Genomic DNA, 21,092 nt, shown 5'->3' with positions numbered 1-21,092 from the left:
AGCGCGAATACGGAGACCTGAGTAGATGAGAGCCCTGCCCCTTTCGATTGGCACCATTCATTTCGTCGGCATTGGCGGAATTGGCATGTCCGGCATTGCCGAAGTGCTGCACATGCTTGGCTATGCGGTGCAGGGCTCCGACATTGCCGAGAGCGCCAATGTAGCCCGCCTGCGTGCTTCCGGCATTCCCGTCACCATTGGCCATGACGCGGCCAATCTTGGCGGGGCTCAGGTGGTGGTCACCTCGACTGCCGTCAAGCGCGACAACCCCGAGGTGGTGGCCGCGCGCGCGCGCCTGATCCCGGTGGTGCGCCGCGCCGAGATGCTGGCTGAACTGATGCGCCTGCGCTGGTCGGTGGCTGTTGGCGGCACACATGGCAAGACCACCACCACCAGCCTTGTCGCCGCCGTGCTCGAGGCCGCGAAGCTTGACCCCACGGTCATCAATGGCGGCATCATCGAAGCCTACGGCACCAACACCCGCATGGGCTCGGGCGACTGGATGGTGGTCGAGGCCGATGAGAGCGACGGCTCGTTCCTGCGCCTGCCTTCGGTCATTACGGTCGTGACCAACATGGACCCCGAGCACCTCGACCACTGGGGCACGGAAGAGGCGATGCAGGCGGCGTATGACCAGTTCGTGTCGAACATTCCGTTCTACGGCTTTGCCGTGCTGTGCATCGACCACCCCGCCGTGCAGCAGATGATCCCGCGCCTGTCCGACCACCGCATCGTCACCTACGGTTTCTCGCCGCAGGCCGACGTACGCGCCGAAAAGGTGATTACCGACAAGCTTGGCGCCACCTTCGAGGTCGTGATCACCAACCGCAACCGCAACCGTTCGCGCCGGGCGGGCCCGTTCCGCCTGCCCATGCTCGGCCATCACAACGTGCAGAACGCGCTGGCGGCGATTGCGGTGGGCACCGAGATGGAAATCGACGATGCCACCATCCGCTCGGCCTTTGCCGCCTTCAGGGGCGTCAAGCGCCGCTTCACCCGCACGGGCGAGACCGGGGGCATCACCATCATCGACGATTACGGCCACCACCCCGTCGAGATCGCCGCCGTGCTCAAGGCCGCACGCCAGGCGGGCGCGGGCAACGTGATCGCGGTGATGCAGCCGCACCGTTATTCGCGCCTCAAGAGCCTGTTCAACGAGTTCTGCACCTGCATGAACGACGCGGGCACGGTCATCATTGCCGATGTGTATGCCGCCGGCGAGCAGCCGATCGAGGGCATCGACCGCGATGCGCTGGTCGAGGGCCTGCGCGAGCGCGGGCACCGCTCGGTCGTGCCGCTGCCGGGGCCTGAGCATCTGGCGGAAATGATCAACGCCATCGCCCGCCCCGGTGACTTCGTGGTGTGCCTCGGTGCTGGCAGCATCACCAACTGGGCACAGGCGCTGCCAGCCCAGCTTGCGGAACTGCAGGGCATTGCCCATGCCCCCGCCCAGAAGGCGGATGCCCATTCATGACCACTGACCCCGCCACTCCCCTGCCTCAATGGGCGCAGGTTCTGGACACGGACGAATTCCGCCCCCGTGGGCGCCTGACCCCGCAGGCCGCCCTCGGCCCGCGCACATGGTTCCGCGTGGGGGGGGCGGCCGAGCTATTGTTCCAGCCCGCCAGTGCCGAGGACCTGGCGCAGGTGCTCGGCCGCCTGCCGCTTGAGGTGCCGGTGCTGCCGCTGGGCGCGTGCTCGAACGTGATCGTGCGCGATGGCGGGATTGACGGGCTGGTCATCCGCCTCGCCCGTGGTTTTTCGACCATCCGGCGCGATGGCGATGGCCTGGTCGTGGGGGCCGCCTGCCTGGACATGACCGTGGCCGAACATGCGGCCGAAGCAGGCCTGTCGGGGCTTGAATTCCTGGCGGGCATTCCCGGCTCGATCGGGGGGGCCGTGGCCATGAACGCGGGCGCTTACGGCTCGGACATGGCTACGGTGCTGGACTGGGTGGAAATCGTGACCCGCGATGGCGGACTGCTGCGCCTGCCTGCCGCCTCGCTTGATTTTGGCTACCGCCATGCCAGCCTGCCGCCGCAGGCCGTGGTGGTGCGCGCGCGCCTCAACGCGCAGGAGGCGCCGCCTGCCGTCATCCGCCAGCGCATTGACGAGATCCGTGCCGCGCGCGAGGGCGCCCAGCCGGTGCGCGCGCGCACCGGCGGCTCCACCTTCCGCAACCCCGCACCCGACGAATCGGAGCGCAAGGCATGGGAACTGATCGACGCCGCAGGCTGCCGCGGGCTTGTGGTGGGTGGTGCCCAGATCAGCGAGAAGCACTGCAACTTCATGCTCAATACCGGCACCGCAACCGCCGCCGACCTTGAACGTCTTGGTGATGTCGTGCGTCAGCGCGTGCATGACCATACGGCGGTCATGCTGCGGTGGGAAATCAAGCGCATCGGGCGGCCTGCCCCGCAAGGCACGGGAGATAACACATGAAACGCCGCATCTGCGTGCTGATGGGCGGTCTTTCCGCCGAGCGCGAGGTCAGCCTCGATAGCGGGCGCAACGTGGCGGACGCGCTGCGCGGCCTTGGCCATGACGTGCATGTCATCGACCCCACCGCCGACCTGCTGGCCCTGGTGCGCGACCTGCAACAAAGCCAGCCCGATGTCGTGTTCAACGCCCTGCATGGCCGTTTTGGCGAGGACGGGTCGATTCAGGGCATACTCGACTGGATGGGCATTCCCTACACGCATTCCGGCGTGCGGGCCTCGGCCACCGCCATGGACAAGGATGCCGCCCGCGCCGTGTTTGCCGCAGCCAGCCTGCCCATCGCCACCGGGATGTGCCTCACCCCCGCCGAACTCGAACCCGCCGACCCGCTGCCAGCCCCCTACGTGGTCAAGCCGCTCAATGAGGGGTCATCGGTGGGCGTGGAGATCATCCGCGCAGGCAGCAACCGCCGCGCCGAGATCGCACGCGGCTGGACATTCGGCCCCCGGATGCTGGTGGAAGAATACATTCCCGGCCGCGAACTGACCGTGGGCGTGCTGCATGACCGCGCCCTGACCGTGACCGACATCACCCCCACCGGCAGCGGCCCCACCTTCTATGACTACCAGGCCAAATACGCCGCGGGCGGCTCGTGCCACGAACTGCCCGCGCGCATTCATCCCGCCGCCTTCGAGCAGGCGCGCGAACTGGCGCTGGCCACCCATCGCGCGCTGGGCTGCCGGGGGGCAAGCCGCACTGATTTCCGTTACGATGACACGGCAGGCACCGACCTGCCCGGCCGCCTCGTGATTTTGGAAACCAACACCCAGCCGGGCATGACGCCCACATCGCTGCTGCCCGAGCAGGCTGCCGCCTGCGGCATGGACTACGCCACGCTGTGCCAGTGGATGATCGACCAGGCGACCTGCCGTACATGAGGCGACCGACCGACAGCGGCGACCGCCCATCAAGGCTTTCGATCTTCCTGCGCCGCCAGAAACGCCTGATCCGCCCGGCCCTGCTGGGACTGGTGCTGGTGGGGCTGGTGGCGGGCGGCGTCATGGCGCTGCGTCATGTCGGCTCGGACCCGCGCTTTGCCACACTGAGGGGCCGGATCATCAACATGCTGCCGCTGCGCGTGACCGAGATTGACGTGACCGGCTGCGTGCTGACCAGCGAAAACGCACTGCAGGAAGCGCTGGGCGTGCGCACGGGCGATTTCATTCTCGGCTTTTCGGTCAAGGCGGCGCGCGAGCGCATCGACGCTCTGCCCTTTGTCGATCATTCCGTGGTCGAGCGCCACCTGCCGGGCACCATTGTCATCCATCTGTTCGAGCGCCAGCCCTTTGCGGTGTGGCAGAATCACGGTCATTTCATGCTGATCGACCGGGCAGGCAACCAGGTGCGCGACAAGGGCATGACCGGCAAGGATGCCGAGACCTTCCGCCAGTTGCCGCTCGTGGTCGGACCCGACGCCAATCTTGCCGCTGCCGCCATGATCGATGAACTCACGGCCCAGCCCGAGGTGAGCAGCCATGTCGTGGCCGCGGCCCGCGTGGGGCAGCGCCGGTGGAACCTGACGCTGCGCAACGGCACGACCATCCTGCTGCCCGAAGGACAGGAAGTGGCAGCGCTCAAGCGCCTTGCACAAATGCAGGAAACCATAAAAATACTCGACCGGCCCGTTATCGCCATAGACATGCGCCTGCCAGACCGCCTGATCATCCGTGAGAACCCCGTGACGCCAAATGACAACAGCAACGGACCCGACCAGGGCGATGGCCCGCCACAGGCGGCCCCCACGAGCGACCAGGCACCCGTGCAGCCATGGCTTGACCCTGATAACGGCCTGAGACGGAGGCGGGCATGACGTATCCAGTGCCGGGACCGGTCAGGACGACCCTTCCCGCAACACGCACGACCACACCGGCAACCCCTGCGGTACCGGCCATCCGTGGCCCTGCCGTGCCCGCGCGCGTGCCCCGCCCGCGCGCGCCCGCAACCCTTGTGCCCGCCGCCGAGCGCATGCCCACGCGCAAGCTGCGCACCGGGCCGTTCAGCGTGCTTGACATCGGCTCGACCAAGATTGTCTGCCTGATCGGGCGCGGCGAGCCTGACAACACCATCCGCATCCTCGGCCATGGCTGGCGGCGCTCGCACGGGGTGCGCTCGGGCGGGATCGTGGACCTGCGCGAGGCGGAATCGGCCATACGCAACGCCGTGGCGCAGGCCGAGGACATGGCGACGGAGCGGCGCGATTCGATTTTCGTCAACCTGTCATGCGGCCACCCCGAGAGCCGTCACATCAATGCACGCTGGCCCATTGGCGGGCGCGAGGTCACGCAGGGCGATGTCAGCCGCATCATTGCCGAAGGGCGGCTGCGCGCCATCTCAGAGGGGCGCTCGGCCATCCATACCCTGCCGCTCGACTATGCGGTGGACGATACGCAGGAAGTACTCGATCCGCGCGGGCACCTGTGCGACCTGCTCTCGGCACGGCTGCATGTGATCGACGCCAACACCACGGCGCTGCGCAACCTCGAGGCCGTCCTGTCACGCGTGGAACTCAAGATCGCGGGCATGGTGTCCTCCCCGCTGGCCTCGGGGCTTGCGGTGATGAGCGAGGACGAGCGCAACCTCGGCGCGACCGTGGTGGACATGGGCGGCGGGCTGACCTCGATCGGCGTGTTTGGCGAGGGCAGGCTGCTGCACACGGCCACGATTCCGGTGGGGGGGCTGCATATCACACGCGATATTGCGCAGGGTCTTTCCACCTCGATCGACAGCGCCGAGCGGCTCAAGACCATGTATGGCTCGGCCGAACTGCTCGCGGGCGATGATAGCGACCCCATCCTCGTGCAATTGATTGGCGATAACGACCATCATTATGTCAGAATTTCACGCTCAAAGATCGTTTCGATCATACATCCGCGCGTGGAGGAAACCCTGGAAATGATACGTGACAGGCTGGAAATGGCAGCCGTGGGGCCTGCGGCCGACGGCCGCGTGATCCTGACCGGCGGCGGCTCGCTGCTTGAGGGAATCGGCCCCATGGCGGCGCGCATCCTCAACCGCCAGGTGCGCCTTGGCCGCCCGCGCCGCATTGTGGGCCTGCCTGAAAACTCGGCCACATGGCCCATGTTCTCCACATCGGCCGGACTGCTGGCCTGGGCTGCGGGCGCTGCTGATGAAATGGGCGAGCCCGACACGCGCGACGCCCGCCCCGGCGGCCTTGTAAGACGTTTTGTGGATTTCATACGTGATAGGGTATGATCTTGCGCGGAAACCCTTTATTGTACTTTTGCCGTTAGTATGCCCGCACGCCTACCCCCCATCCATCGGGAGCCCAGCATGACCCTCAACCTGACCATCCCGCAACAGAATCATTCCGATTTCACCCCCCGCATTACAGTGATCGGGGTTGGCGGTGGTGGTACCAACGCGGTGGACAACATGATCCAGTCGCAGTTGCAGGGGGTGGAATTCATCGTCGCCAACACTGATGCGCAACAGCTTTCGCACAGCAAGGCCGACCGCCGCATCCAGCTTGGCCCGCACCTGACGCAGGGCCTTGGCGCAGGCGCCAAGCCAGAAATCGGCCGCGCCGCGGCGGAGGAAGCGTGCGATGAACTCTCCCGCCACCTTGATGGCGCGCACATGGTGTTCATCACCGCGGGCATGGGCGGCGGCACCGGCACGGGGGCGGCCCCCGTCATTGCCCGCATGGCGCGCGAGCGCGGCATCCTGACCGTGGGCGTGGTGACCAAGCCCTTCATGTTCGAGGGCATGCGCCGTACCAAGTCGGCCGAGGCGGGCATTGCCGAGCTGCAGCAGTTCGTTGACACGCTGATCGTGATCCCGAACCAGAACCTGTTCCGCATGGCCAATGAGAGCACGAGCTGGCGCGATGCCTTCAAGATGGCGGACAACGTGCTGTACATGGGCGTGCGCGGCGTGACCGACCTCATGATGGCGCCGGGCCTCGTCAACCTCGATTTTGCCGATATCCGCACCATCATGGCGGAAATGGGCAAGGCGATGATGGGCACGGGCGATGCCGAGGGCGACAACCGCGCCATTGCCGCCGCCGAGGCCGCGATCTCGAACCCGCTGCTTGAAGACACCTCCATGAAGGGCGCGCAGGGCCTGCTCATCAACATCACGGGCGGCGAGGACCTGACGCTGTTCGAGGTGGACCAGGCGGCCAACCGCATCCGCGAGGAAGTGGCGGAAGACGCCAACATCATCTTCGGTTCCGCCATCGACACCTCGCTCAATGGCAAGATCCGCGTCTCGGTCGTGGCCACGGGCATCGACAACCCGCCAGCGGGCCGCAGCGCGCCCAAGCCTGCCGAGGCAGCGGAACCCGCAAACGCGCCGCAGCCCGCGCCGGAAGCAGCAGCAGCGCCTGCAGCCCCCGCCACGGCACAGACTGCACCCCAGTCTCCGGCCGCGCCCCCGCTGCAGCACCCCGCGGCCCCACCCCGGCCCGGCCATGCCGCAGCTCCGGGTGCCGCGCAGCGCCCGATTGGCGCGCCGCCACGCGCGCCCTCGCCGAACGCAGTGCCGCCGCAGGCGCAGCGCGGTTCGCCCCGCTCGCCCCTGTTTACGGAAAACGCCAGGCCGCCCCAGGCGCCTGAGCCACAGGCCCCGCCCCGCAGCCTGTTCGGAATCGTGACCGGGGCGCTGCGCCGCCATTCCACCCCGCCGCAGCCCGAGGCACCGCAGCCCCAGCGCACCGAGCCTTCGGTGCAGCAGCAGCCCATGGCGCAGCCTCCCGCCCCGCCCGCGCCGGGCAACGCCACGCCGCCTGATGACGGGGGGCTTGATATCCCTGCCTTCCTGCGTCGGCGCTCGCACTGACACGAACCCTGGCGCGGCCCTTGCGGGCCGCGCCAATTACTTGCGCACAGGTAACAATAGGCAATAATCCTTGACTGTTCCGACGGGAAACAAGGCGCTAGCATGAGCCCATGCCAGTTAGCGCGAGTTCCCCCACCTTACCGTCAAGGATACAGGCAATGAACGGCATGGTGCCGCCCGCACACTTTCCCTTCATGCCGCCATCCAGCCATGATGGGCAGATGCAGCATACCCTGAGCCAGCCGATCAGTAGCGTGGGCACCGGCCTGCATACCGGCGCGCGAATCAGCCTGCGCCTCTCGCCCGCGGCAGAAAATACCGGCATCGTCTTTCACCGCACCGATTGCGCCATGCCACCTGTCACCGCCCGGTATGACACGGTGGTGGACACCCAGTTGAGCACGGTGCTTGGCCACGGCCCACAGGGCGCGCGCATTGCCACGGTGGAACACCTGATGGCGGCCCTTGCGGGCTGTGGCATCGATAACGTGCTTGTCGAGGTGGATGGACCGGAAATCCCGGTATTTGATGGCTCAGCCGCCGAGTTCGTGTTCCTGCTCGAATGCGCGGGCCGCAGGCGGCAGGAAGCCCGCCGCCCGCAGATCCATGTAACCCGGCCCGTGCGGGTGGAAGAAGGCGACGCGTTTGCCGAGCTCACCCCTGCCACGCAGCCGGGGCTGGGCATTGATATTTCCATCGATTTTCCCGCGGCAGCCATTGGCCAGCAGCGTTATGCAACGCAGGTTGACAGCCACCTGTTCCGCGAGCAACTGAGCCGGGCGCGCACTTTCGTGCTCCAGCCCGAGATCGAGCACCTGCACGCCATAGGCCTCGCGCGCGGCGGCTCGCTCGACAATGCCGTCGTGGTCAATGGCGAGAGCGTGCTCAACCCCGCCGGCCTGCGCCACCCGGATGAATTCGTGCGCCACAAGGTGCTTGATGCGATTGGCGACCTGTATCTGGCCGGTGGCCTGATCGAGGGGCATTTCAGGGGGCACAAATCGGGCCATACCCTCAATAATCGCCTGCTGCGCAAGCTGTTTGCCGACAAGGCGAACTGGCATGCAGCCCCCGCCAGCACGCCTGCGGGCCAGCCCTGCACGCAGGCCGCATGATGACGGCGCACGAAATCCGCACGCGGAGACTTCACCCACACCCGGCACATGATATAAAGCTCCCGTAACTGGAAGAGCTGGCATGTTCGCACGCATATCACATCAAACCCCGCAGCCTTCGCGCAGGCCCTGTCAGCCGGCACGCTGGCTGGCGTTCCTGCCCCTTGCAGGGCTGCTGGCAGCATGCGGCAACAGCGCAAGCACCATCAACGAGCGCGCGCCGCGCGTCGGCTCGGCCGAGACATTGTACAATAACGGCGTCGATGCCCTGCGCTCGGACCGCTACCTGCTGTCGGTCAACCAGTTCGACACGCTGCAGCGCAACTATCCCTACTCGCAGTACACGGCCAATGCGCAGTTGATGGAAGGGTATGCCAACTACCTGCTCAACAAATACCCCGAAGCCGTGCAGCAGCTTGACCGCTTTCTGGAACTGCACCCCACCAGCACCGATGCCGCCTATGCCTTCTACCTGCGCGCGCTATGCTATTACGAGCAGGTAGCCGACGTGCAGCGTGACCAGCAGGGCACCATCGAGGCCATGGATGCGCTGGAAGAGGTGATTACCCGCTTCCCCCAGAGCCCTTATGCCCGTGATGCGCAGCTCAAGATCGACCTGTGCCGCGACCATCTGGCGGGCAAGGAAATGCTGGTGGGGCGCTACTACCAGCAGCAGAACGACTTCCCCGCCGCCGCCGGGCGCTACCAGCGCGTAGTGCAGGATTTCCAGACCACCAACCACGTGCCCGAGGCACTCGAGCGGCTGGTCGAAGTCTATCTGGACATGGGCCTGCTCGAACAGGCCCGCAAGACCGGCTCCGTGCTGGCCTATAACTACCCCAGCAGCAAGTGGTACGAAGATGCCTACGTCCATCTGCGCGCCCACCACCTGATCAAGGGCGTGGACGGCAAGGACAACAAGCAGGGGCGCAACATCTTCCAGCGGGCGTGGCACTCGGTTTTCTGATTTCCGCCAACGATCCTTCGTGCTGAACAGGAACCGATCATGCTGACACAGCTCTCGATACGGGACGTGGTCCTGATCGAAAAACTGGACCTCGCCTTCCCCCCCGGCCTGACCGTGCTGACGGGCGAGACCGGGGCGGGAAAGTCCATCCTGCTTGACAGCCTTGGCCTGGCCCTGGGCGAGCGGGCCAGCGCCTCGCTCGTGCGCGCAGGCTGCGGGCAGGCCAGTGTCAGCGCCAGTTTCGAGATCGCACCCGCCCATCCGCTGCATGAACTGCTGCGCGAGCAGGGCATCATGCTCGATGATGAACGCGAGCCGATCCTGCTGCGCCGTGTGGTCACGACTGATGGCCGCTCGCGCGCCTATATCAACGACCAGCCGGTCGCCGTCAGCCTGCTGCGCCGCGCCGCCACCCTTCTGGTGGAGATACAGGGCCAGCACGAGCAGATGGGCCTGGCCGATCAGGCCACCCATCTCGACCTGCTTGATGCCTTTGGCGTGCCCGGCCCGCTGCGGGGCCGCGTGGCGGGCGCCTACCGCACATGGATCGAGGCCACGGCGGAACTGGCCACCGCGCGCGCGGAAATGGAAAATGCCGCGCGTGAGGAAGACTGGCTGCGCCAGGCGGTAGATGATCTGGGCACCCTTGCCCCGCAGGAAGACGAGGAAGCCCAGCTTGCAGGCCTGCGCCAGGCCCTGCAGCAGGGCGAACGGCGTGCCGAGGCCATTGCCGCAGCGCTGGCCGACCTTGCGCCGCGCGACCGGCGCTCCCCCGGCCCGGCATCCGCCCTGCGCAATGCCAGCCGCGCCCTGCAACGCCTGCTGCCCGCCCCCACCGACCTCAATCCCGAGGCCGTGGGTGCTGCCGAGCAGGTAGCCGCACAGGAAGCCCTCAATGCGCTGGAACGCGCGGAGGAGGCTCTGGCCGAAGCCGAGAACATGCTCTCGCGCCTGGCATCTGACGCACAGGCCGACCCGCGCCTGCTCGAACAGACCGAGGAACGCCTGTTTGCGCTGCGTGCCGAGGCCCGCAAGCATGGCGTATCGGTGCCGGAACTGCCGGGGCTGCTCGCTGCCTTTACCGAACGGCTGTCCGCCCTCGATTCGGGCAATGCCCGCATTGAAGGGCTGGAGAAAACCGTGGCCGAGGCCCGCGCCCGGTTTGAGGAAATCGCCCTTGAACTGACGGCGGCGCGCGAGAAAGCCGCCCGCAGGCTGGAGCAGGCGGTGATGGCCGAACTCAAGCCACTCAAGCTGGAGCGTGCGCGCTTTATCGTATCCCTCGTGCCGCTTGAGGCGGAAGCATGGAACGCACGCGGCAAGGAACAGGCCTCGTTCCTGATCGCGGCCAATCCCGGCCAGCCGCCGGGGCCTCTGGCCAAGGTGGCCTCGGGCGGCGAGCTTTCGCGCCTCATGCTCGCACTCAAGGTGGTGCTGGCCGGGCGCTCGGCCATTCCCACGCTGGTGTTTGATGAAGTCGATTCCGGTGTTGGGGGCGCTACAGCCTCGGCCATTGGCGAACGGCTCTATGCCGTGGGCCGCAGCGTGCAGGTTCTGGTCGTGACCCACAGCCCGCAGGTGGCGGCACGCGGCGATGCCCATCTGCGCATCAGCAAGAGCGTGAACAAGGGCCGCACCGAAACCCATGCAGCCCCGCTCGACGCGCAGGCAAGGCGCGAGGAAATCGCCCGCATGCTTTCAGGCGACACCATCACCCCCGCCGCCCGTGCCGCGGCTGACAGCCTGCTGAAAGGGGGCTGACATGCCCGCAGCCGCCCCGACCGATGAACTGGCCGCGCAGGCCCGCGCGCTGCTGGCCGATTACGCGACAGAGGCACAGACCGAGGCCCGTGCGGCCGCCACGCTCAAGCAGCTTGCCACCCTGCTGCCCGTACTCGATGCCGCCTACCACCAGCACGACGCGCCGGTGGTCGATGATGCCACCTATGACGCGCTGCGCCGCCTGAACACGCGGCTGGAACTGGTATTTCCCCATCACGCCCAGGCCAACAGCCCCAGCGCCACGGTGGGCGCGCCCGCCAACGGTCCCTTCCGCCGCCACCGGCACATGGTGCCCATGCTGTCACTGGACAACGTGTTCTCGCGCGAGGAATTCGAGGGGTTTATCAGCCGCATCGCCCGCTTCCTGGGTCTGGGCGAGGAGCAGGCGCAGGCACTTTCCTTCGTGGCGGAACCCAAAATTGATGGCCTGTCGATCAGCCTGACCTACGCGCAGGGGCGCTTCGTGCGCGGCACCACGCGCGGCGACGGCACGGAAGGCGAGGACGTGACCGCCAATTTGCGCACGCTGCGCGATATTCCCGACCAGCTTCCCGCCCCCTACCCTGACACGATCGAGATCCGGGGCGAGATCTTCCTCTCCAAGCAGGCATTCCTTGACCTGAATGCAGCGCAGGAAGCGGCGGGCGAAAAACCCTTTGCCAACCCGCGCAATGCCGCCGCAGGCTCGCTGCGCCAGCTTGACCCCACCATCACAGCCAAACGCCCGCTCTCGCTGTTTGCCTATGCTGCGGGCTATTGCGATGGCCCGCTACCTGCAACTCATCATGGCTATCTGGAACAGCTTGCCAAATGGGGCTTTCGCGTCAATCCGCTGAGCACGCAGGTGCCGGACGCGCAGGCCGCCGAAGCCTTCATGGAGCGCCTGACGCGCGAGCGCTCGGGGCTGGATTACGACATTGACGGCGTGGTGTACAAGCTCGACGACCGCACGCTACAGGAACGCCTGGGCTTTGCGGGCCGTGCCCCACGGTGGGCGATCGCGTGGAAATTCCCCGCCGAGCAGGCCATCACCCGGCTGGAAAAGATCGACATTCAGGTGGGTCGCACCGGGGCGCTGACGCCGGTGGCCTTTTTGGAGCCGGTCAATGTAGGCGGCGTGATCGTGACCCGCGCCAGCCTGCATAATGAGGATGAAATCGCACGCAAGGACATCCGCGAGGGCGACCTTGTGCATGTGCAGCGCGCAGGCGACGTGATCCCGCAGGTCACTGGCGTGGTGCTGCCGCGTGACCATGAAACGCAGCCCTTTCACTTTCCTCATATCTGCCCGATATGCCACGCGCATGCCGAGCGGCCCGAGGGCGAGGTGGTCTGGCGCTGCTCGGGCGGGCTGAGCTGCCCCGCGCAGGTGGTGGAGCGGCTGATCCATTTCGTGTCACGCGATGCGTTCGATATTGACGGGCTGGGCGACCGCACCATTGTCGAGTTCCATGAACTCGGCTGGCTGCGCACGCCTGCCGACATCTTCCGCCTTGGCGCGCATGAGGAAGAAATTGCAGCGCGTGATGGCTGGGGCAAGGTCTCGGCACGCAATCTGGTCAACGCAATCGAAGCCCGGCGCACCATTGAACTCTCGCGCCTGATCTATGCGCTGGGCATCCGCCGCATTGGCACCAGCAATGCAAAGCTGCTGGCACGGCATTACGGCTCGCTGGCCAACTGGCGCACGCAGATGGAAAAGGCCGCAATCGTGGGATCGGACGAACGGCTGGAACTCGGCTCGATCACCGGCATCGGCACCACCATTGCCGATGAACTGGTCGCCTTCTTTGCCGAGGCCCATAACCGCGCCACGCTGGATGACCTGACCGGCCAACTGACCCGCGTGCTTGATGAGGAAGCGCCAGAGGCAGGCAGCCTTTCGGGCAAGACCATCGTGTTTACCGGCACGCTGACCACCATGACCCGCCCCGAGGCCCGCGCCGTGGCCGAGCGGCTGGGAGCACGGGTGTCGGATAGCGTGTCCAAAAAGACCGACCTTGTGGTGCTGGGCGAAAAAGCGGGCTCCAAGGCGCGCAAGGCCGCCGAACTGGGCATTGATACGATGGATGAGGCAAGCTGGCGCATTCTTGCGGGCATGCCCCCTGCCCCGCAGGCCGAAGGCTGACACGCCTTGCCGCAGGCCAAACATGTGCGGGCCACTTCCATGAGTGCAGGCATTTTATGCTGCCCTGCCCGGACATTGCACAACGCTGGCGATTGATGACCGGGCCCCGCTCGCGCTCCTGCTCGGGCATGGGGTCATTGCGGTCCGGCCATGGGGAAATTTTGATGATCCCGCGCGGGTCGTGGACTTATATGACATGCACTGCCCACACCCCCGGACCTGAAACGGCTGCACCAACCACCGCCTTTTTGAAAAAAGGCAACACCCTGATGCACAACATAACTGTGGCCTTGCATGGTCCTGTCGCGTAACATTTGGGCAGGAACCAGACACGGGCTTACACGCGCGGGAGCACCAGACCGACCAGCACGCCAGGCCGCCGCAGCGGGGTGCGGCATCGATTTTTCAGGGGGATGACATCTTATGACAGTTTCAGGGTCGCGGGGGCGGCTGCTGACAACGCGCCGCGAGATGCTGGGCCTTGCGGGTGGCGCAGGCTCCAGCCTGCTGCTGCCCCGCCACGCACGGGCGCAGGCCCAGCCCGCATGGCGCAGGCCGCTCGCTGAATCCGACGCCATCGTGGCGTTTGGCCATACCGGCCCCATTACCGATGGCGGCTGGTCCATGGTGCATGACCGGGGCGTGCAGGCCGTGCGCCGCACCTTCCCCAAACTGCGCACCATCTATGTGGAAAGCGTGCCCTACTCCGCCGATGCCACGCGGCTGTTCCGCCAGTTCGTGGCCGAAGGCGCGCAGATGGTCATGGCAACCTCGGAATATGGCGACTTCATAAAAGATGTGTCCGACCGCGCGCCTGATGTCGCGTTCATGGAATGCGATGGCACCAACGTAACCGGCAACCTGGGCTGGTATTACGTGGCGCACTGGTATGCCAGCTATATCATCGGTATTGCCGCAGCCCTCATGACCAAAACGAACAAGATCGGCTTCCTGGGCGCGTTTCCCATCCCCTCGGTCTATGCCTCGGCCAATGCAACATTGCTGGGTGCGCAGTCGGTCAACCCGGCCATCACGCTCCAGAGCATCACCATCAATGCCTGGTTCGACCCGCAGGCGGCAACGCAGGCCGCCACCGCGCTGGCCGATAACGGGTGTGATTTCCTGTGCGGCATCATGGATGAACCGGCCTACCTGCGCGTGGCCATACAGCGCGGGCTGAAGGCGGCCATGTGGAACACCGGCATGCTCGATTACGGGCCGCAGGCCTATGTCAGTTCCGTGTGCCTCGACTTCAATGAGTATTACATCAGCCAGGTGCGTAACCTGCTGGCGGGCACATGGCAGCCGGAAGGGCATTTCCTCACCCTCGGCCACGGCGTGGACCGCGACGGCTGGGGGCCGACCGTGCCGCCCGAGGCGGCCGCCCGCGCCGATGACATGCGCACGCGCATGCTGGCGGGCCACAACCCCTTTGTCGGCCCCATATACGACAATCATGGCCGCCTGCGCGTGCCCGCGGGCACGGCGCTGAGCGACCTTGAAATCTATCACTCCGACTGGGCGGTGGCGGGAGTATCGGGCCTTGAATAACCCTGTCTCCCCCGCTGCCCCCTCCGGCATGGCGCCGGGCACGCCGCCGGTGCTGCAGTTGCGCGGCATTGGCAAGTTCTTCCCCGGCGTGATCGCCAACAAGGACGTGGACCTTGATGTGTGGCCGGGCGAGATCCATGCCCTGCTTGGCGAGAACGGGGCTGGCAAGTCCACGCTCATGAACGTGGTGACCGGCATCTACCAGCCCGAGGAAGGCGAGATCATCCTCGATGGCTACGGCCAGACCTTCGCCTCCCCGCAGGATGCCATCCGCGCGGGCATCGGCATGGTGCACCAGCACTTCAAGCTGGTGCAGGCTTTTACGGTGGCCGAGAACATCCATCTGGGCTGGGATGAGGCCCCCCGCCTCGCCTCGCCCGCCGTGATGGAAGCCCGCACGCGCGAGATTTCGGAGCGCTTCGGCTTTCCTGTCGATCCTGCCGCGCGGGTGGCCGACCTCTCGGCTGGCGAGCAGCAGCGCGTTGAAATCCTGCGCGTGCTGGCGCGCCGGGCGCGGCTGCTGATCATGGATGAACCCACCGCCGTGCTGACGCCGGAGGAGACGGGCGAGCTGTTCCGCGCGCTGCGGGCCTTCCGCGCGCAGGGCAATGCGGTCATCATCATCAGCCACAAGCTTGACGAGGTGATGGAGATTTCGGACCGTGTCAGCATCCTGCGCGGCGGGCGCAAGGTGGGCACGTTCCGCACAGCGGACTGCAATCCCTCCATGCTGGCGGCCACCATGGTGGGGCGCGACATCGTGCGGCGCAACATGCGCGCGCGCGCCGAAGGTGCTGCCCCCATTGCCCCGCAACCCATCATGCAACTGCGCCATGTCAGCGTGCGCGATGACCGGGGCGTGGAGACGCTGCGCGATGTCAGCCTTGACCTGCATGGCGGCGAGATCCTGGGCATTGCGGGCGTTGCGGGCAACGGCCAGCGCGAACTGACCCATGTGCTGACCGGCCTGATGGCCCGCACTTCAGGCGAGATCGTGCTTGATGGCAGCGTGGTAAACCGCGCCGACCCGGCCCTGTTTGCCCATGCAGGCGTGGGCCACATCCCCGAGGACCGGCTGCGCAGCGCACTTGCGCCCTCGCTGTCCATCACCACCAACATGGCGCTGCGTGAATATGCCCAACCCCCGATTGGCCGCCACGGCCTGTATGATGCGGGGGCGGCAGGCGTGCTGGCGCATGACATTGCGGAGCTTGCGCAGGTGAGCATTCCCGATTTTGGCATGCCCATCCGCAACCTTTCGGGCGGCAACCAGCAGCGGCTGGTGGCACGGCGTGAGATCCGCATCGCCAACCGGGTGCTGGTGGCTGCCTACCCCGCGCGCGGGCTGGATATCGGAGCTATTGCCACCATGCTGGGTTACCTGACCGACCTGCGCGACCAGGGCGTGGCCGTGGTGTTCATTTCGGAAGATCTGGAAGACCTGCTGAACGTGTCAGACCGCATCGGGGTGATGTTCCACGGGCGCATGATGGATGTGATTGATGCGGAAAATGCGGATATCGCCACCATTGGCATGCTGATGGGCGGCCGCGAACCAGCCAGCCTCCAGCCGGGAGGGCCGCAGTAATGGCGACACGCGCCTTTCAGCGCCTGCCCACCGCGCCCGCGGGCCGCATTCTTGCCCTGCGGCTGGTGGCCATTGCGCTTTCATTGTGCATCATCGCGGGCGTGCTGGCCCTGTCAGGCCACAGCCCTGTCATGCTGGCGGAACTGATCCTGCGCTCCACCCTTGGCTCGCGCTTCGGGCTGGAGGACCTGATGCTGTTCATGTGCCCGCTGCTGCTCACAGGGGCGGCGGTTACGGTATGTGGCACCATCGGGCTATGGAATATCGGGGCGGAGGGTCAGTTCTATGCTGGCGCCATTGCCGCGACCGGCGTGGCCCTTGGCCTGCATGGCCCGGTGCTGGTCATGCTGCCGCTCATGACCATTGCAGGCATACTGGGCGGCATGGCGTGGATTACCGTGCCCACGCTGGCCCGTGCCTATGCCGGGGTGAACGAGATCATCACCACGCTGCTGCTCAACTTCATCGCCTCACTCCTTACCTATTACCTGACTACGGGGCCGTGGCGCGACCGGATAAGCGGCGCGCAGGTCTCGACGCAGCGGCTTTCGGTGTCCATTCCCGAGATGTGGGGCATCGTGCACTGGGGTTTTCCGGTTGCCATCATGATCGTGGTGGGGCTGGCGCTCATACTGTCGCGCACGCGGTGGGGGTATGAGATCTGCATTGGCGGCGCCAACCCGGAGGCCGCGCGCTATGCGGGCATTCCGGTGCGCCTGCGCATCATCTCGGTCATGCTGCTTTCGGGCGGGCTGGCGGGGCTGGCTGGCATGTTCGAGGTAGCCGGCACAGTGCACCGGCTGCAGGGCGGCATGGCCAACAACTTTGGCTATCTGGGCATTGTGGTGGCGGTGCTGGCGCGCGGGTCGTGCCTGAACGTGATCCCGGCAGCCCTGCTCATGGCGCTGATCCTTGATTCGGGCATTGTCATGCAGACGCAGCAGCTTTCGGCCTCGGTCATTCTCGCCATTACCGGGCTGATCCTGTTCATGATCGCCATTGGCGATGAACTGGCCCATTACCGGCCTGTGGCCACCACGCCCGCGAAGGGAAAAGCCTCATGATCATGCTGCTGACAGGCATGCTGGCCACCGCCGTGCTGGCCGGTGGCGTGCTCGCCCTTGCGGCCCTTGGCGAAGTGCTGGCCGAGCGCGTGGGCGTGACCAACCTTGGGGTCGAGGGCCTCATGGCGCTGGGCGCGGTGACGGCGGTGATGACCGTCTCCTCGGTGCATTCGCCCTGGGTCGGGCTGCTGGTGGCCATTATGGTGGGCGCCGTGGGCGGCATGGTGTTTGCCTTTGGCGCGGTGGTGATGCGGGCCAACCAGGTGCTGTGCGGGCTGGCCACGACCTTCATGGGGCTGGGGCTGTCAACCGCGCTGGGGCACAGCTACGCGGGCCAGCCGGTGGAGACGACCTTCGGGCATGTCAGCATTCCGCTGCTATCCTCCCTCCCCATCATCGGCCCGGCGCTGTTCGGGCAGAATATCCTGATCATACCGATTTACCTGCTGCTGCCGCTGGCGGTGCATTTCATCATGTTCCGCACCCGGCACGGGCTGAACATGCGCGCGGTGGGCGAGAACCCGGCGGCGGCGGATGCGGCGGGCATTCCGGTCATGGCCATGCGCTTTTGGTACGTAACCCTTGGCGGCGCCATGGCGGGCATGGCGGGCGGCTACCTGACCCTGACCTATGTGCCGGTCTGGTCGGAGGGCATGGTGGCGGGGCGTGGATGGATTGCGCTGGCGCTGGTGATCTTTGCGGGCTACCGGCCCATTATCGTTACCCTCTCGGCCCTTCTGTTCGGGTTGGTCACGGCGCTTTCCTTTGTGGGGCAGGCCCATAACTGGCCGATTGACCCCGCCTTCCTCAACATGCTGCCCTATATTGGCACCATGGCCTTCATCATCGTGCCAGTGGTGGTATGGCACCGCATGCGCCGGGTGATGGCAGCGCCTGCCGCCCTGGCCCAGCCCTATTACCGCGACGTGCGCTAGGCCGACTTAGAGGCTGTTTAAAAAATAACTCATTGATAGAAAATAATAAAAATTTTCAGATACCGCCTTTTTTTAAAAAAAGGCGGTATTTTTTGAAGCTTTTGGCAAAAAGCTTCACCAAAAACTTTCTTATGATTACTGGATGTTTTCTGAACTGTTTTTTCAAACAGTCTCTTATGGCCGGATCTGGGCAGGACGCAGGATATCGGCGGAGATACGGCGGGCATAGCTGGCGGAATTGAGGCTGTCGGGGAACTGGCCGAGCAGCTTGAGTTCATCGACGTAACGCGCGATCTGGGTTTTCAGGTCATTGCCCACGGGGCTGATGCCCAGCACCTCATGGCGCATCATCTGCAATATGGCGTCCTGCTGCATGCCATCAACGCGGCCATCAAGCAGGCTGGCCGCCTCGGCCATGTGGGCGGGGAGCCAGTGGGCGGCATTATAGAGCGCGAGCACGAGGGCCACGGCCGCCCCGGGCGTATCACGCAGCACATCGGTGGACAGGCCCAGCGCCAGATTGGTGCGCCCGGCATATAATCCGTTCACGCTATTGACCAGTTCCACCACATCAAGCGCCGGGTTGCGCAGCAGCCGCCAGGCAAGCGGGTCGTGCAGGGCCACGGCATCGACCGTGCCTGCGGCAAGCGCGTCGTCAATTTCATCAGGCGGCAGGATGACCCAGTTGGGCGCGGTATCAGGGTTCAGCCCCTTGCGGCGCAGGATGATGGAAAAGAACAGCCGGTCAGCCATATCGGCATTGAGCACGGCAATGCGGCGGCCCACCAGATCCTCGATCTTGGCAATGCGCAGCCTGCGCCGCACCAGCAGGCGGAAGGTGCCCGCCTGCAACCCCATGACCAGCCGCACCGGCAGGTCGGGACTGGCCTGCCATGCCTGCAGCCATGACAGCACGGGGGCCACCGCCGCCATGGCGCGCCCTGCCTGCAGGTCGGCAATGGCGTCACGTCCGTTGGCTACGCCCTCGCGCAGGTGCACGTTCAGGCGGTACTGCACAAAGAAATCCTGCCGCAGGGCAACATTATACAGGGTGGAAGACTGCGCGTAGGGCCATGACAGCGTCATGTCATGGGGCTGGCCATCGAGCAGGGCATCGTCGCGGCGCACGATCCGCGCCTGCTGGCGGCTCTGCACCCATTGCGAGCCGACCACGGCACATCCGCCCGCCACCAGCATGGGCACGAGTGCGCGGCGAAGCAACTGGCGTGGCTTTCCTTCCCTGTTCTGTTCGACCATTGGCTGCGGTTTCTCCCAAGATGCGAAGGCATTACCCTTCTTTTAGCCTGCCGGGGTTCTCTTTTTTCCCCTTTTTTAAAAAAAGTGCAAAAGGGGGGTTTACGCTCCCCCATCAGTGTGGCTATAAGCTGCTCACCAACGCTGATCCCGAATAGCTCAGTTGGTAGAGCAAGCGACTGTTAATCGCTGGGTCGTAGGTTCGAGTCCTACTTCGGGAGCCACCTTTCCTTAAAAATTAATATTAAATCAGTAGGTTACGGATTTCTTCAAATCTGAACCCACGATTAAACCCATGATGAGCGATGCGCTTTCCGGGGACGTTCTGACACGTCCAGACCGGTTTGAACGCGGGTTGGCAGCGTACGAAACCCATCGCAACGGCTCTCATCCCTTTCCTATTTCCTCTGCGGATGGCACGGCATACGTGTGCCTTTCTGCCTTGGCGGCGCTGACAATACAGCACAGGAACGGGGGAAATGGGTTCCTCATAACAGGTGGGCTGAGGCGCGATCACCGTTGAGAACAACGCGACTGAACGTGAAAATGGCTATTTGCTCTGCTGAGAACAGCGGAATAAACAGCAAAACTGTCCTTGATCGGATCGGGAAAGGTATGCCGACCTATTCGGCTTCAAAAGCATTCCGATCAATGGAAAATACCCGGCATGCGTGCTATCATTGGCATACACGGCTGGGCTTCGGTGCTTTCGTGCTTTGAGCTGGTATCTTTTCGACGTGCTACGGGTCGAGCGGTTTACCGGCATAACCAAACGCCAGAATGTAATCGACATATGCAAGCGCCTTGGTGGTCAGCCGGAAGGAATGATGCGCGGTCATTTCAACCAGGCCTCAGCGCAAGTGTCATGAGCTTTCTGCGTAAAGGCAACCGGCAGTAACCGCCATGCAGTTCCTCACTATCCAGAACGGCCAGCTTGTACCCATCCAGTCGGTCAGCGGCGATCAGATGGGGCAGCTTGCCCAGATTGCCCAAGCTAATAACCAGCCCATGCAGCCAACTATGGGCGCAACCATGCCCATCAGTGGAATGGTCGCACCGGCTGCCACTGGCGGCGGCGCGCCCCAAGGGATCGGCAATATGCTGTCGTCCTTCGTAAATGGGTATTACCAGCGGCAGGCCCTACAGCAACAAAGACAGTTCCAGCAGCAACAGCAGCAGGAAACAGACCCGTTTGGCGGCAAGGGCACCAATGCGGCCAATCCGCACCTGAACGCCTATCAGGGCTTTGATCCCTTCTCGGATAATGAGGTGAATACCGTCGATCCCTTTGGAGGCTCTGGCACGACATCTTCCGTCGCACAGGCGCTCACTACAGGTCAGGATGGGATCTGAGGATTATCGCCTGCCATCATGTGCGGTATTATTTTACCGCATGATGAGGCGGT

16 protein-coding genes and 1 tRNA gene are annotated in these 21,092 nt (G+C 65.0%); 16 read left to right on the top strand and 1 reads right to left on the bottom strand.

What is annotated here, in order from left to right; all coding sequences use genetic code 11:
• Positions 1–25 precede the first annotated feature (25 nt).
• From murC to QEG70_RS12050, 14 genes are all read left to right on the top strand, one after another.
• Positions 26–1,474 carry a UDP-N-acetylmuramate--L-alanine ligase gene (gene murC / locus QEG70_RS12115; RefSeq protein ID WP_308720912.1) on the top strand — a complete coding sequence of 483 codons (1,449 nt, stop codon included), beginning with the start codon at positions 26–28 and terminating at the stop codon, positions 1,472–1,474.
• A complete protein-coding gene (gene murB / locus QEG70_RS12110; protein ID WP_308720911.1) occupies positions 1,471–2,442 on the top strand; it encodes a UDP-N-acetylmuramate dehydrogenase in 972 nt (323 codons plus the stop codon). The genes murC and murB overlap by 4 nt, the downstream gene beginning before the upstream one ends.
• Positions 2,439–3,377: a D-alanine--D-alanine ligase gene (locus QEG70_RS12105; protein WP_308720910.1), complete on the top strand. Its 939-nt coding sequence runs from the start codon at positions 2,439–2,441 to the stop codon at positions 3,375–3,377. Before murB ends, QEG70_RS12105 begins: the two co-directional genes overlap by 4 nt.
• Positions 3,374–4,309 carry a cell division protein FtsQ/DivIB gene (locus QEG70_RS12100; protein ID WP_308720909.1) on the top strand — a complete coding sequence of 312 codons (936 nt, stop codon included), beginning with the start codon at positions 3,374–3,376 and terminating at the stop codon, positions 4,307–4,309. The genes QEG70_RS12105 and QEG70_RS12100 overlap by 4 nt, the downstream gene beginning before the upstream one ends.
• Entirely contained in the window at positions 4,306–5,712 is a 1,407-nt protein-coding gene (ftsA, locus tag QEG70_RS12095) for a cell division protein FtsA (protein WP_308720908.1), read from the top strand. Before QEG70_RS12100 ends, ftsA begins: the two co-directional genes overlap by 4 nt.
• 78 nt (positions 5,713–5,790) lie before the next feature.
• Entirely contained in the window at positions 5,791–7,302 is a 1,512-nt protein-coding gene (ftsZ, locus tag QEG70_RS12090; protein ID WP_308720907.1) for a cell division protein FtsZ, read from the top strand.
• A 158-nt stretch (positions 7,303–7,460) separates the two neighbouring features.
• Positions 7,461–8,417 (top strand): UDP-3-O-acyl-N-acetylglucosamine deacetylase, encoded by a 957-nt coding sequence (lpxC, locus tag QEG70_RS12085; protein WP_374762598.1) that lies wholly within the window; start codon positions 7,461–7,463, stop codon positions 8,415–8,417.
• A gap of 82 nt (positions 8,418–8,499) precedes the next feature.
• Positions 8,500–9,384: an outer membrane protein assembly factor BamD gene (locus tag QEG70_RS12080; protein WP_308720906.1), complete on the top strand. Its 885-nt coding sequence runs from the start codon at positions 8,500–8,502 to the stop codon at positions 9,382–9,384.
• A gap of 39 nt (positions 9,385–9,423) precedes the next feature.
• Positions 9,424–11,145, top strand: coding sequence for a DNA repair protein RecN (gene recN / locus QEG70_RS12075; RefSeq protein ID WP_308720905.1), 1,722 nt, complete (start codon positions 9,424–9,426; stop codon positions 11,143–11,145).
• A 1-nt stretch (position 11,146) separates the two neighbouring features.
• Positions 11,147–13,294, top strand: a complete 2,148-nt coding sequence (gene ligA, locus QEG70_RS12070; protein ID WP_308720904.1) for an NAD-dependent DNA ligase LigA — start codon at positions 11,147–11,149, stop codon at positions 13,292–13,294.
• Between the two features lie 423 nt (positions 13,295–13,717).
• Complete coding sequence (locus QEG70_RS12065; RefSeq protein ID WP_308720903.1) at positions 13,718–14,845, top strand: BMP family ABC transporter substrate-binding protein; 1,128 nt, start codon at positions 13,718–13,720, stop codon at positions 14,843–14,845.
• Between the two features lie 28 nt (positions 14,846–14,873).
• Positions 14,874–16,433 (top strand): ABC transporter ATP-binding protein, encoded by a 1,560-nt coding sequence (locus QEG70_RS12060; protein ID WP_308721103.1) that lies wholly within the window; start codon positions 14,874–14,876, stop codon positions 16,431–16,433.
• A complete protein-coding gene (locus QEG70_RS12055; protein ID WP_308720902.1) occupies positions 16,433–17,497 on the top strand; it encodes an ABC transporter permease in 1,065 nt (354 codons plus the stop codon). The genes QEG70_RS12060 and QEG70_RS12055 overlap by 1 nt, the downstream gene beginning before the upstream one ends.
• Positions 17,494–18,432 (top strand): ABC transporter permease, encoded by a 939-nt coding sequence (locus QEG70_RS12050; protein ID WP_308720901.1) that lies wholly within the window; start codon positions 17,494–17,496, stop codon positions 18,430–18,432. Before QEG70_RS12055 ends, QEG70_RS12050 begins: the two co-directional genes overlap by 4 nt.
• A 174-nt stretch (positions 18,433–18,606) precedes the next feature.
• On the opposite strand, the gene QEG70_RS12045 is transcribed toward QEG70_RS12050, so the two are convergent.
• On the bottom strand, positions 18,607–19,689 hold the full coding sequence (locus tag QEG70_RS12045; RefSeq protein WP_308720900.1) for an ABC transporter substrate-binding protein: 1,083 nt from the start codon (positions 19,687–19,689) through the stop codon (positions 18,607–18,609).
• Positions 19,690–19,834: 145 nt separating this feature from the next.
• Here QEG70_RS12045 and QEG70_RS12040 point away from each other — a divergent pair.
• Both QEG70_RS12040 and QEG70_RS12035 read left to right on the top strand, forming a co-directional pair.
• A tRNA-Asn gene (locus QEG70_RS12040) sits at positions 19,835–19,910 on the top strand.
• 679 nt (positions 19,911–20,589) lie between these two features.
• On the top strand, positions 20,590–21,039 hold the full coding sequence (locus QEG70_RS12035; protein ID WP_308720899.1) for a hypothetical protein: 450 nt from the start codon (positions 20,590–20,592) through the stop codon (positions 21,037–21,039).
• The last annotated feature ends 53 nt before the right edge of the window (positions 21,040–21,092 follow it).

This window comes from Komagataeibacter xylinus (assembly GCF_031081985.1).
In the GTDB taxonomy this organism is placed as follows: domain Bacteria; phylum Pseudomonadota; class Alphaproteobacteria; order Acetobacterales; family Acetobacteraceae; genus Komagataeibacter; species Komagataeibacter xylinus_E.
The sequence above is the reverse complement of the archived record's forward strand: the minus strand, read 5'-3'. Positions and strand labels throughout refer to the sequence as shown.

Coding starts and splice junctions, on each gene's coding strand:
- murC (WP_308720912.1), top strand. CDS start 26: ATGAGAGCCCTGCCCCTTTCGATTGGCACCATTCATTTCGTCGGCATT.
- murB (WP_308720911.1), top strand. CDS start 1,471: ATGACCACTGACCCCGCCACTCCCCTGCCTCAATGGGCGCAGGTTCTG.
- QEG70_RS12105 (WP_308720910.1), top strand. CDS start 2,439: ATGAAACGCCGCATCTGCGTGCTGATGGGCGGTCTTTCCGCCGAGCGC.
- QEG70_RS12100 (WP_308720909.1), top strand. CDS start 3,374: ATGAGGCGACCGACCGACAGCGGCGACCGCCCATCAAGGCTTTCGATC.
- ftsA (WP_308720908.1), top strand. CDS start 4,306: ATGACGTATCCAGTGCCGGGACCGGTCAGGACGACCCTTCCCGCAACA.
- ftsZ (WP_308720907.1), top strand. CDS start 5,791: ATGACCCTCAACCTGACCATCCCGCAACAGAATCATTCCGATTTCACC.
- lpxC (WP_374762598.1), top strand. CDS start 7,461: ATGAACGGCATGGTGCCGCCCGCACACTTTCCCTTCATGCCGCCATCC.
- QEG70_RS12080 (WP_308720906.1), top strand. CDS start 8,500: ATGTTCGCACGCATATCACATCAAACCCCGCAGCCTTCGCGCAGGCCC.
- recN (WP_308720905.1), top strand. CDS start 9,424: ATGCTGACACAGCTCTCGATACGGGACGTGGTCCTGATCGAAAAACTG.
- ligA (WP_308720904.1), top strand. CDS start 11,147: ATGCCCGCAGCCGCCCCGACCGATGAACTGGCCGCGCAGGCCCGCGCG.
- QEG70_RS12065 (WP_308720903.1), top strand. CDS start 13,718: ATGACAGTTTCAGGGTCGCGGGGGCGGCTGCTGACAACGCGCCGCGAG.
- QEG70_RS12060 (WP_308721103.1), top strand. CDS start 14,874: ATGGCGCCGGGCACGCCGCCGGTGCTGCAGTTGCGCGGCATTGGCAAG.
- QEG70_RS12055 (WP_308720902.1), top strand. CDS start 16,433: ATGGCGACACGCGCCTTTCAGCGCCTGCCCACCGCGCCCGCGGGCCGC.
- QEG70_RS12050 (WP_308720901.1), top strand. CDS start 17,494: ATGATCATGCTGCTGACAGGCATGCTGGCCACCGCCGTGCTGGCCGGT.
- QEG70_RS12045 (WP_308720900.1), bottom strand. CDS start 19,689: ATGGTCGAACAGAACAGGGAAGGAAAGCCACGCCAGTTGCTTCGCCGC.
- QEG70_RS12035 (WP_308720899.1), top strand. CDS start 20,590: ATGCAGTTCCTCACTATCCAGAACGGCCAGCTTGTACCCATCCAGTCG.